General features: G+C 66.4%; 9 protein-coding genes. 4 read left to right on the top strand and 5 right to left on the bottom strand.

All coding sequences use genetic code 11. From position 1 onward, the window contains the following. Together A3728_RS05745 and A3728_RS05740 are read left to right on the top strand one after the other, a co-directional pair. Positions 1-363 (top strand): FAD binding domain-containing protein (locus A3728_RS05745; RefSeq protein WP_443069424.1); only part of this gene is annotated, 363 nt, incomplete at its 5' end. 4 nt (positions 364-367) lie between these two features. Beyond that, on the top strand, positions 368-2,551 hold the full coding sequence (locus tag A3728_RS05740) for a xanthine dehydrogenase family protein molybdopterin-binding subunit (protein ID WP_067921074.1): 2,184 nt from the start codon (positions 368-370) through the stop codon (positions 2,549-2,551). A 162-nt stretch (positions 2,552-2,713) separates the two neighbouring features. Here the strand turns inward: A3728_RS05740 and katG are convergent, their stop codons facing one another. After that, entirely contained in the window at positions 2,714-4,918 is a 2,205-nt protein-coding gene (katG, locus tag A3728_RS05735) for a catalase/peroxidase HPI (protein ID WP_067921072.1), read from the bottom strand. A gap of 184 nt (positions 4,919-5,102) precedes the next feature. On the opposite strand from katG, the gene A3728_RS05730 reads away from it, so the two are divergent. Continuing rightward, positions 5,103-6,014: a hydrogen peroxide-inducible genes activator gene (locus A3728_RS05730; RefSeq protein WP_067921070.1), complete on the top strand. Its 912-nt coding sequence runs from the start codon at positions 5,103-5,105 to the stop codon at positions 6,012-6,014. Between the two features lie 69 nt (positions 6,015-6,083). Here the strand turns inward: A3728_RS05730 and ptsP are convergent, their stop codons facing one another. The 4 genes from ptsP to A3728_RS05710 form a co-directional block, all read right to left on the bottom strand. Continuing rightward, positions 6,084-8,330 carry a phosphoenolpyruvate--protein phosphotransferase gene (ptsP, locus tag A3728_RS05725; protein WP_067921067.1) on the bottom strand — a complete coding sequence of 749 codons (2,247 nt, stop codon included), beginning with the start codon at positions 8,328-8,330 and terminating at the stop codon, positions 6,084-6,086. A 238-nt stretch (positions 8,331-8,568) separates the two neighbouring features. Next, a complete protein-coding gene (locus tag A3728_RS05720) occupies positions 8,569-9,807 on the bottom strand; it encodes an aspartate kinase (protein ID WP_067921065.1) in 1,239 nt (412 codons plus the stop codon). A gap of 113 nt (positions 9,808-9,920) precedes the next feature. After that, positions 9,921-10,409, bottom strand: coding sequence for a DUF1178 family protein (locus A3728_RS05715; RefSeq protein ID WP_067921063.1), 489 nt, complete (start codon positions 10,407-10,409; stop codon positions 9,921-9,923). Between the two features lie 71 nt (positions 10,410-10,480). Further along, positions 10,481-10,951 (bottom strand): NUDIX hydrolase, encoded by a 471-nt coding sequence (locus A3728_RS05710; RefSeq protein WP_067921076.1) that lies wholly within the window; start codon positions 10,949-10,951, stop codon positions 10,481-10,483. A 132-nt stretch (positions 10,952-11,083) separates the two neighbouring features. Here A3728_RS05710 and modA point away from each other — a divergent pair. Continuing rightward, positions 11,084-11,824, top strand: a 741-nt coding sequence (gene modA / locus A3728_RS05705; protein WP_067921061.1) for a molybdate ABC transporter substrate-binding protein, incomplete at its 3' end; no start/stop codon positions are given.

The raw sequence follows: 11,824 nt of genomic DNA, 5'->3' as shown, positions 1-11,824 counted from the left end.
GAACCCGGTGACCTCATCACCGCCGTCACCCTGCCCCCGCCGCCTCCGGGGCGGCAGACCTACCGCAAGGTGCGCGACCGGGCGTCCTATGCCTTTGCCCTCACCTCGGTCGCCGGAATCGTGAACTGCGACGGCGGAAAGATCACCGATGCCGCACTGGCCTTCGGCGGCGTCGCCCCCCGCCCCTGGCGCGACGCGGGCGTTGAAAAGGCCCTGATCGGCCAGAACGCCACCCGCGAAAGCTTCGATGCCGCCGCCGACGTCCTGCTGCGGGATGCTGAGGGCCATGGTGGCAACGATTTCAAGATACCGCTGCTGCGGCGCACCTTCCGTGCCGTGCTGTCCGAACTCTGCGAGGTATGAGCCGATGAATGTACATCACAAGATGGATGAAGCCGACCGCCGCAACCGGCTCGATGACATGGCACAGGGCGTTCTGTCCACGCCGATGGACCGCCCCGAGGGGCCGCTCAAGGTTTCCGGCACCGCGCCCTACGCGCATGAGGCACAGCCCGAAGGCATGCTGCACGGCTGTTTCGTGCGCGCGCCGCGCCTCGGTCAGGTGACGTCGATGAACGCCGACAAGGCACTGGCGATGGAGGGGGTGCATACCGTCCTGCACGCTGACAAACTGCTGCGCAATCCCTGTCAGGGCACGGCGAACGAAGCGCCCGTTCAGGGCGTGCGCGACGTCCACTACGTGGGCCAGCCCATCGCCCTCGCGGTGGCCGACAGTTTCGAGGCCGCCCGCGCCGCCGCACAGGCCGTCACGTTCGAAATCACGGATGCGGACCGCAATCCTGTCACCCCGCAGGATTACGAAACCCCCGAGGACAAGCAAAGCGCACAGGGCGATCTGGACAAGGCCATGCGCGACGCCGCTGTTACGGTGGATCAAACCTATTCCACCCCGCCGCATAATTCCGCCGCGATGGAACCCCATGCTTCCATCGCGCAATGGGACGGCGACAGGCTGACCCTGCGGGGCGCCTACCAGATGCTGAAATACAACCGCAACGAACTGGCGGATTCGCTGGGGATCGACCCGAAGAAGCTGCGCATCCTTTCGCCTTACGTGGGCGGCGGCTTCGGCTCCAAACTGGGCATCGCGCAGGAGGCGGTCGGCGCGGCACTGGCGGCCAGGGAACTCGGCCGCCCGGTCGGCATCGCCATGACCCGTCAGCAGGTGTTCGAGGCCACCATGCGCCGGTCCGAAACCCGCCAGCGCATCCGGCTCGCCGCCGATGCGGAGGGTCGGCTGAGCGGGATCGGCCATGACGCATGGGTGTCGAACCTGCCTGACGAAACCTTTTCCGAACCGGTCACCCAGGCCACGCCCTTTACCTACCGGGGCGCGCATCGCCACATCGGCCACCATATTGCGCGGGTCAGCCGCACCTGTGCGGGATCGGTCCGCGCGCCGGGCGAAGCGGTGGGCATCACTTGTTTCGAAATCGCGATGGATGAACTGGCCCATGCCGCCGGGATCGACCCGGTCGAGCTGCGCAAGCGCAACATTCCCGAAGAGGACCCGACGACGGGCAAGCCCTATTCGTCCAACATGCTGGCCAAGGCGCTGGACGCGGGCGCACAAACCTTCGGCTGGGATGCGACCTGCCCCGCCCCCGGCAGCCGCCGCGAAGGCGAATGGCTCATCGGTCAGGGCATGGCCTCCGCCGTGCGCGTCAATATCCTGATGGGCTCCAAGGCGCGGGTTACGCTCGATCCCGATGGCAGTGCCGTGGTCGAAACGGACATGACGGACATCGGCACCGGCAGCTACGCGATCCTCACCCAGCTTACGGCGGAAATGCTCGGCCTGCGCCCCGATCAGGTCGATGTACGCCTCGGCGATACCGACAACCCGCCCGCCTCCGGCTCCGGCGGCTCATGGGGCGCATCCTCCGCTGGGTCTTCCGTTTTTCTGGCCTGTCAGGGCATCCGGTCGCGGATTGCCGAACAGCTGGGCACCAGCGAAGAGCAACTGACGCTGAAGGACGGTCAGGCCATCGCCGACAACCGCAGCACGCCGCTCGGCGACCTGCTGAACGAACCGCTCGAAAGCTTGGGCGAGATCGAGGCCGGCGATACCTCCGACAAGGTGCGGCAGGCGACGTGGGGGGCCTATTTCTGCGAAGTGGCGGTCAATTCCGTCACCGGCGAAACCCGCGTCCGCCGGCTGCACGGCACATTCGCTGCGGGCCGTATCCTCAACCCAAAAACGGCACGGTCCCAATGCCTTGGCGGCATGACCTTCGGCATCGGCATGGCCCTCACCGAAGAGCTGATCCACGATCCCCGGGACGGCCATATCGTGAACCGCGACTTCGCCGAATACCATCTGCCGGTCAACGCCGACGTGCCCCAGATCACCGTGGACCTGCTGGAAGAACGCGATCCATGGAGCAACCCGATGCAGGTCAAGGGGATAGGAGAGCTTGGCATCTGCGGCGCCGCCGGTGCTGTGGTGAACGCGATCCATAACGCCACTGGCGTCCGCGTCCGCGACCTGCCCGCAACGCTCGACAAGGTGCTGGCCGGGCTGGACTGACCGCCTCGGTCCGCGGAAGGGGCAGGAACGTTTCCCCCCTTCCAAATGGCCCCAAATCCCGGGAGGCCCGGAGGGCAGCGCCCTCCGCCTTTCCACCCCCGAACATGAAAAACGCGACCCCGAGGGGCCGCGTTTCTCTTTTTCAACAATGCCTTGCAGGCCTTACTTCACGTCGAAGCGGTCCGCGTTCATCACCTTGGTCCAGGCCTTCACGAAGTTGGGCACAAAGGCCTCTTCGGCATCCTTGCTAGCATAGACCTCGGCCAGCGCACGCAGCTGCGAGTTGGAGCCGAAGATCAGGTCCACGCGGCTGCCCTTCCACTTGGGCTCCTCCGTCTTGCGGTCCCGCCCGATGAACAGGTGGTCATCCTCGTCGGAGACTTTCCACACGGTGCCCATGTCCAGCAGGTTGACGAAGAAATCGTTCGTCAGCTGGCCGGGGCGGTCGGTAAAGACGCCGCGGTCGGACCCGTCGTAGTTGGCCCCCAGAACCCGCAGCCCGCCGATCAGCACGGTCATCTCCGGCGCGTTCAGCGTCAGAAGCTGCGCGCGGTCGATCAGCAACTCGCCCGAAGACTTGGAATACTCCCGCTTCTGGTAGTTGCGGAAACCGTCCGCCACAGGCTCCAGAACGGCCATGGATTCCACGTCCGTCTGCTCCTGCGTCGCATCGGTCCGGCCGGGGGTGAAGGGCACCTCCACATCGTGGCCCGCATCCTTCGCGGCCTTCTCGACACCGGCGTCACCGGCCAGCACGATCAGGTCGGCGATGGAGATTTTCTTGCCGCCCTTCTGTGCGTCGTTGAACTCGCTCCCCACGCCTTCCAGCGTGTCCAGCACCTTGGACAGCTGCTCAGGCCGGTTCACTTCCCAGTTCTTCAGCGGCTCCAGACGGATGCGCGCGCCATTGGCACCGCCCCGCTTGTCCGACCCGCGGAAGGACGCGGCAGAGGCCCATGCGGTCGACACCAGTTCGGAAACGCTCAGCCCGGTTTCCAGCACCTTGGCCTTCAGCGCGCGCGCGTCCTCCGCGTCTATCAACTCGTGATCCACGGCCGGTACCGGATCCTGCCAGATCAGCGTCTCCTGCGGCACCCAGGGGCCGAGGTAGCGCGACACCGGCCCCATGTCGCGGTGCGTCAGCTTGAACCACGCGCGTGCAAAGGCATCGGCGAATTCCTCGGGGTTCTTGTGGAACCGCCGCGCGATGGGCTCGTAGATCGGATCGACCTTGAGCGCGAGGTCCGCAGTCGACATCATCGGCGGGTTGCGCTTTTCGGGGTCATGCGCGTCCGGTACCAGGGTCTTGGCCTCGGGATCCTTCGGCTCCCACTGCCATGCGCCCGCGGGGCTCTTGGTCAGTTCCCATTCGTAATCGAACATCATGTCGAAATAGGTCATGTCCCACTGGGTCGGCGTGGGCGTCCATGCGCCTTCCAGCCCGCTGGTGATCGTGTGGATGCCCTTGCCGGATTCGAACTTGCTGATCCAGCCAAAGCCCTGATCCTCGATCGTCGCACCTTCGGGCTCGGGGCCCATCAGCTCCGGATCGCCCGCACCGTGGCACTTGCCGAAGGTATGACCACCCGCCACCAGCGCGACGGTTTCCTCGTCGTTCATCGCCATGCGGCCAAAGGTGTCGCGGATATCGCGGGCCGATGCCAGCGGATCGGGGTTGCTGTCCGGTCCTTCGGGGTTCACGTAGATCAGGCCCATCTGAACGGCGGCCAGCGGGTTTTCCAGCTCACGGTCGCCGCTATAGCGGCTGGAGGTCAGCCAGGTGTCTTCGGACCCCCAGTAGATGTCGTCCTCCGGCTCGAAGATGTCCTCGCGCCCGCCGGCAAAGCCGAAGGTCTCGAACCCCATGGATTCCAGCGCGCAGTTACCGGTAAAGATCATCAGGTCGGCCCAGGAGATCTGGTTGCCGTACTTCTGCTTGATCGGCCACAGCAGACGCCGCGCCTTGTCGAGGTTGCCGTTGTCCGGCCAGCTGTTGAGCGGCGCGAAACGCTGCGTGCCCGAGGTCGAGCCGCCGCGCCCGTCCGCGGTACGGTAGGTGCCGGCGCTGTGCCACGCCATGCGGATGAAGAAGGGCCCGTAGTGCCCCCAGTCCGCGGGCCACCAGTCCTGCGAATCGGTCATCAGGTCCATGACGTCCTTCTTCAGGGCCTCAAGGTCCAGCTTCTCGAATTCCTCGGCGTAGTTGAAATCCTCCGGCAGGGGATTCGATTCCTTCGTGTTCTGGTGAAGGATCTTGAGGTTCAGCTGGTTGGGCCACCAGTCACGGTTCGACCGGACCCCGTGCTTGGTATGTGCGGGAAAGCCGCCCACAACGGGGCATTTGCCGCCTGTATCGTTACCGTCCATGATACTCTCCTGTTATTGTTTGTCAGTGCGCCGTGCCATCCGTCAGGCCCCGAACGGGGCCGGTACGGCAGGCCATCCCGGCGGCCCTTCGGCAGGCCGGAACCGGCGCGTTCCTAAGGTCACTTAACAAATCGGACCGATAAGTTTAAGTTGAAAATACTAATAGGTCCGATAACCATACCATATGGCGAACTTCACCCTCCGACAGTTGAAATATTTCGACGCGCTGGCCCGGCACGGGCACTTCGGGCGGGCGGCGGATGCCTGCGCCATTTCCCAGCCCGCGCTTTCCGTCCAGATCAAGGAACTGGAACAATCGCTGGGCACACTTCTCTTCGATCGCAGCGCCAAAAAGGTGCAGCTCACCACCTTCGGGGAAACCTTCGCCCCCCGCGCGCGGGAAATCCTGCGCGCGGCGGATGAACTCGACGACCTTTCGCGCACCATGCAGGACCGTCTGGCCGGGCGGCTGCGCCTCGGCGTGATTCCCACGGTGGCCCCCTATCTGCTGCCCCGCGTCATCACCCGCATCACCGCGCAATACCCGGCGGTGGCGCTTCAGGTGCGCGAGACCCAGACCTCCGGCCTGATCGAGGAATTGTCTCAAGGCGGGCTCGACGCGGCCATCGTGGCGCTTCCGGTGTCCGAACCCACCCTGACGGAGGTGCCGCTCTTTTCGGAATCCTTCGTGCTGGTCCGCCCGGCGGCGGATGCCGACAAACCCGTGCCGGGCCGCGAACGGCTGCGCGAAATGCGCCTCCTGCTGCTGGAGGAAGGCCACTGCTTCCGCGATCAGGCCCTGTCCTTCTGCAACATGAGTCCCGCCCTGCCTCGCGAATGGCTGGACGGTAGCACCCTGTCGACGCTGGTGCAGATGGTGGGCGTGGGCTTCGGCGTCACGCTGATTCCCGAAATGGCGGTAGAGATCGAAACCCGCTCCGCCGATGTCGCCGTCAGCCGGCTGGCCGCGCCGGAACCCCAGCGCACCATCGGCATGGTCTGGCGACGCAGCAACCCGCTGCATCCCCGGCTCGCGGAACTCGCCCAAGTGGTCCGCGCAGCCACCCAAAGCCGCGCGGCCCGGCTTGCCCCCTAGCACACCGCCCCTTCACCCTTTTGAAAATACTCGAAAAACCGACGCCCGCCCGGGGCGCGCGGCAGGCGTTCAGGGGGATTGATGCACCGTGCGCACATAGTCCATCACCGCGCCGCGCACCGACATCTCGCCATCCTCGCGGGCGCGGTCGATCACCTCGCGCACCTCGCCCAGATCGCAGCGGCGCAGCAGGCTCTTGACCGGCCCGATGGAGGCCGGGCGCATGGACAGCGTGCGCAGCCCAATGGCGGCGAAACACAGCGCCTCCACCGGGCGGCCCGCGTCCTCGCCACAGAAGGACAGCTGGGTATTCGTCTCCCGGCAGCGCTCCACGATCCGCTCCAGAAAGGTCAGGAAGCTGATGTTGAGCGAATCGTAGCGCTTGCGCACCCGCTCGTTCTCGCGGTCGGCGGCAAAGAAGAACTGCTTGAGGTCATTGCCCCCGATCGACAGGAACTCCACCTGCTCGAAGAACTGGCGCGGCGCAAAGGCAAGGCTGGGGGTTTCCAGCATCGCCCCCACCTCGATCTTCGATGGCAGCACATGGCCGAGCCGCGCCTCCCGGGCCAGTGTCTTGTCCATCTCCGCGCGGGCGGCGCGGTATTCCTCGAACTGGGCGACAAAGGGGAACATGACCGTCAGCGGGCGCCCGTTCGCGGCCCGGATCAGTGCCTGCAACTGCATCCGCATGACACCGGGCTTGTCCAGCCCCACCCGGATCGCGCGCCAGCCCAGCGCCGGGTTCGGCTCCTCGTTGGGCTTCATATAGGGCAGCACCTTGTCCGACCCGATATCGAGCGTGCGGAACACCACGCGCTTTTCCTGCGCGGCATCCAGCACCCGGGCATATAGGGCCGCAAGCTCCGTGCGCTTGGGCATCTGGTTGCGCACCAGAAACTGAAGCTCGGTCCGGAACAACCCCACCCCTTCGGCCCCCGAACTGACCAGCGACGGCAGGTCCGCCATCAGGCCCGCGTTCATATGCAGCCCGATGACGGTGCCGCAACGGGTTTCGGCAGGCTTGTCCCGGATCGAGGAATAGCGTTCCTGCGCGGCGGCCAGCATGGCGATCTTGTCGCGGAAGGCCGAGGCCACGTTGTCGTCGGGCCGCAGATGCACGACACCCTGCTCGCCGTCCACCATGATGTGGTCGCCGTTCAGCGCCTCCTCGGTGATGCGCCCCGCGTTCACGATCAGCGGAATCGCCAGCGCCCGCGCCACCACGGCGGCATGGCTGCCGACCGATCCGCCCTCCAGCACGATGCCCCGCAGGGACCGGCCATATTCCAGCAGTTCTCCGGGGCCGATGTTGCGCGCCACAAGGATCGGATCGGCGGGCATCTCAGCGCCCGTGTCGCTGCCCTGCCCGGTCAGGATGCGCAGCAGCCGGTTGGACAGATCGTCAAGGTCCGACAGCCGGTCGCGCAGATAGGCGTCTGGCACCTGCCCCAGCCGGGCGCGCGCCATGGATTGCTGCTTTTCCACCGCCGCCTCGGCGGAAAGACCGCTGCGGATGTCTTCCTCCATCCGGCGCATCCAGCCTTTCGAGGTGGCGAACATGCGGTAGGCTTCCAGCACCTGCTGCTGTTCCTTGTCGGTGGTCATGGTGAGCATTTCGTCCACCCCCACGCGAAGCTGATCCACCGCCTCGCCCAGCCGCTCGCATTCGCGTTCCGGATCGTCGGCAATGACGTTGGAGACGACGACGCGCGGCTCATGCAGCCAGACGTGCCCCTCGGCCACGCCCTCCTGCCCCACGGTGCCGCGCAGCAGCATCGAATGCTGGTGCCGGGCCGACATGGCAGCACCCTCGCCCACGAAGGCGCCAAGCTCGGCCATCTCCGCCAGCACCATGGCCACGACTTCCAGCGCATAGGTTTCATCGGCCGAGAATTCCCGCGCCGTCCGCGACTGCACGACCAGCACGCCCAGCGTCGCCCCCAGCCGCTGGATCGGCACGCCGAGGAAGCTGGAATAAATCTCTTCGCCGGTTTCGGGCATGAATCGAAACCCCGGCGCATGGGGGGCATCGGGCGTGTTCACCACGGTGCGTTTCTTGGCGACCTTGCCGACGAGGCCCTCGCCCAGCTTCATCCGCGTCTGATGGACCGCGTCCGCCTTCAGACCCTCCGTCGCGCAGAGTTCGAGCGTATCCTCATCGCGGAAAAGGTAGATGGAACAGACCTCGCAGCCCATCGAGCTTGCGATCAGATGGGTGATCTTGTCCAGCCGCGCCTGCCCGGCGTCATCGCTCGCCATGGCGTCGCGCAACCGGCCCAGCAACTTCCGGCTTTCGGTTTCCATCCCATCGGCCATCGCAACTCATCCCATTTGCCCGGTCGTTGCTTCCCTGTACCGCACTCACGCAAGGATAGAAACGTCATTCACCCCCAGCGGGTAGCGAAGCCCCTCTCTGCAGGCGGATCTGCCCGGGATTCGTGCAGCGCGCCCCACCGGGCCGCGCGTATGGGGCTGCGGGGGGTATTCGAGTATTTGTGAAAGGGTGAAGGGGCCGGCACCGCCGCGGGGGGCCGCCGCGGGCGGGCGCGGGGCTTCAGGCCGCCTTGTGCAATTCGAACGCGTCGTGCAACGCCTGCACGGCCAGTTCCATGTACTTGCGGTCAATAAGGACGGAGATCTTGATCTCCGACGTGGTGATGACCTTGATGTTGATACCTTCGCCCGACAGGACCTGGAACATCTTCGCGGCGACGCCCGTGTGGCTGCGCATGCCGATGCCCACGACGCTGACCTTGGCGACATCGGTGTCGGCGATCAGTTCCTGATAGTTGATCACCCCGTCGGAGGAGGCTTTCTCCATCGCCTTTTCCGCACGCATTACCTGATCGACGGGGCAGGACCACGTCATGTCGGTGCGCCCCTCTTCGGAGATGTTCTGCACGATCATGTCCACGTTCACGCCCGCATCGCTGAGCGCGGTGAAGATGGCGGCGGCGATGCCGGGCCGGTCGGCGACCGATACCAGCGTCATCTTGGCTTCGTCCCGGCTGAAGGCCACACCGGCCACAACGTTGCTTTCCATGATTTCCTCCTCGTCGCAAACGAGCGTTCCGGCCTCGTCCGACTGTTCCTCGAAACTGCTCAGCACCCGCAGCTTGACCTTGTAGCGCATGGCCAGCTCGACCGACCGGGTCTGCAGCACCTTGGCCCCGAGAGAGGCCAGTTCCAGCATCTCCTCGAAGGCGATCTTGTCCAGCTTGCGCGCCTTCGACGTGATCCGCGGATCGGTGGTATAGACCCCGTCCACATCGGTGTAGATGTCGCAGCGCTCCGCCCCGAAGGCGGCGGCGAAGGCCACGGCGGTGGTGTCGGACCCGCCCCGGCCCAGCGTGGTGATCCGGCCCTCGGGGCTCACCCCCTGGAAACCGGCCACCACGGCGACGCGCATGCCTTGGGCGAATTTCGCGTTGATGTTGTCGGCGGGGATTTCCTCGATCCGGGCGGCGGAATGGGCCGACGTAGTCTTGACCGGCACCTGCCAGCCCTGCCACGACCGGGCGGGCACGTCCATTTCCTGCAGCGTCAGCGCCATCAGCCCGGCGGTCACGTTCTCGCCCGAGGACACGACCGCATCGTATTCGCGCGCGTCGTACATCGGTGACGTCTCGTTCACCCAGCCGACAAGCTCGTTCGTCTTGCCTGACATGGCCGATACGATGACGATGACGTCATAGCCCTTTGCAACCTCCACGCCCACGCGTTTCGCCGCGCGACGGATCCGGTCCAGTGTGGCGACCGAGGTGCCCCCGAATTTCATGACCAGTACAGGCATCGACCCTCTCGCCCTTGATACGGGGCGGGGTTTAGGCGCAAACCCGCCGCGCCGCAAGACCGGCGCCGTTTGGCTGCGAAAATACCGCGGCGGCGCGGGCCGTTACGCGCGGGTCAGGACAGTTTGCGCCGGGGCCGGAACGGCAGGGGCAGCACGGGCACCCCGTCTTCCAGCAGGCTGCGCGCCTCGGCGGGCTTGGTATCGCCGTAGATGGCGCGCTGCGGCAGGTCACCCAGATGCATGGCGCGGGCCTGCCGGGCGAATTCGCCGCCGACGTAATCGGCGTTCTCTTCGACCTTGCGGCGCAACTCCCGCAGGGCTTTCTCGACCTCGGGGCGCGTGGGTTCAGTTGGGGAGCTACCGCCCGCCGCAGGGGCAGCGGGAGGCGGGGCCGGTGCCTCTGCCGCGCCCCCCTCGCCCGCCGGGGCCGCGCCGCCACGCGCGGCGAGCGCCGGGGCCATCAGCGCGCGCGACACCTTGTCCGATCCGCAGACCGGGCAGGACAGCCGCCCGGCCCCGGCCAGCGCGTCATAGGCCGAAGCGGATTGGAACCAGCTTTCGAAATCATGCCGTTCGTCACATCTGAGGGCGTATCGAATCATCTTTTCAACGGGTCCGGGTGTTGCGGGGCTGCCGGGGCATACCCTTTAAATGGGCGGCGCCGGGGCGGGGGTCAAGCACCGCCACGCCGTGTCGCTTTTGGCCCGCGCGGGTCGAACCCGAGGATGAGTTGCCCCAGTTCGGGTTCCTGCACCAGCCGGGCGGCCTTCTTGCGCGACACCCAGCGGCGGCGGCGTTCGCCCTTTTCGGGATACTCCCCCGCGAGCGAGGCGACCTTGACCGGGTAGAGCATGGCGAGGCATCCGATCACGTCGTCCTTCTGGTAGGAATAGACGCCGAGGCAGCCGCCCGTCACCTCGCCGCGCACGCCCGCCTCCTCCCAGGCTTCCTGCAGGGCAGAGCCGCCGGGGGTGCGGCCTTCCATCGGCCAGCCCTTGGGCATGATCCAGCGCTTGGTCCGGCGGGAGGTCACGATCAGCACCTGCACCTTGTCCTTGCGCACCCGGTAGCAGAGGGCGGCGAACTGGGTGCGCATCTCTCCCTTGGGGGAGCCGTGGAGCGTGAGGGGCGGTTGCTTGGTCATCGGCGGCCTGTGGCGGGGTTTTCCCGTTTCGGACGAAAGTATCACAAGCCCGACCATAATCCAGAGCGGCGGCAGAGTGTTGCGCGCCATTCCAACTTGTGCGGCTGCAGCGCTTGGCGGATAGTGCCGGCCATGAGAGTTCTTCCCCTCCTTTGCCGGCTGCTGCTGGTCACGGCGCTGGCGGTCCCGCAGGCGGCATGGGCCACGGATGACGCCGCGACCGGCCCTGTTACCATCTTTGCCGCCGCCAGCCTGCGGGGCGCGCTGGACGCCGCCGTCGAAGGCCATGGCGGCGCGGTCCGGATCTCCTACGGGGGGTCGGGGGCCATGGCCCGCCAGATCGCCGCCGGGGCCCCGGCGGATGCGGTGATCCTTGCCAATGAGGACTGGATGGACTGGCTGGCAGAGCAACCCGGCATCCGCCTTGCGTCCGGTCCCGTCGATCTGCTCGCCAATAGGCTGGTGCTGATCGCCCCTCTGGAGGAGACGCGCACCGTCGATCCCGGCGACATCCTGTCGGCGCTGGGGGATGACGACCGCATCGCCATGGGCCAGCGCGATGCCGTGCCCGCCGGGCGCTACGCCCGGCAATGGCTGGAGGCCACAGATCAGTGGCAGGGGCTGCAGGACCGCTTGGCGGAAACCGACGACGTGCGCGCGGCGCTGCTGCTGGTGTCTCGGCGGCAGGTGCCGCTCGGCATCGTCTATGCCACCGATGCGCTGGCCGACCGCCAAGTGCGGGTGCTGCATGAGGTGCCCCCCTCCCTGCATGATCCGATCCGCTATCCCGCCGCCGCGCTGACGCCCGCCGGGGCCGCCTTCCTGCGATATCTGGGCAGCGATGCGGCGCTTGAGACTTTCGCCTCCCACGGC

Origin of the sequence: Sulfitobacter sp. HI0040, assembly GCF_001634885.1 — a bacterium.
Lineage (GTDB): Bacteria > Pseudomonadota > Alphaproteobacteria > Rhodobacterales > Rhodobacteraceae > Sulfitobacter.
This window is presented reverse-complemented; position numbering and strand designations above follow the sequence as displayed.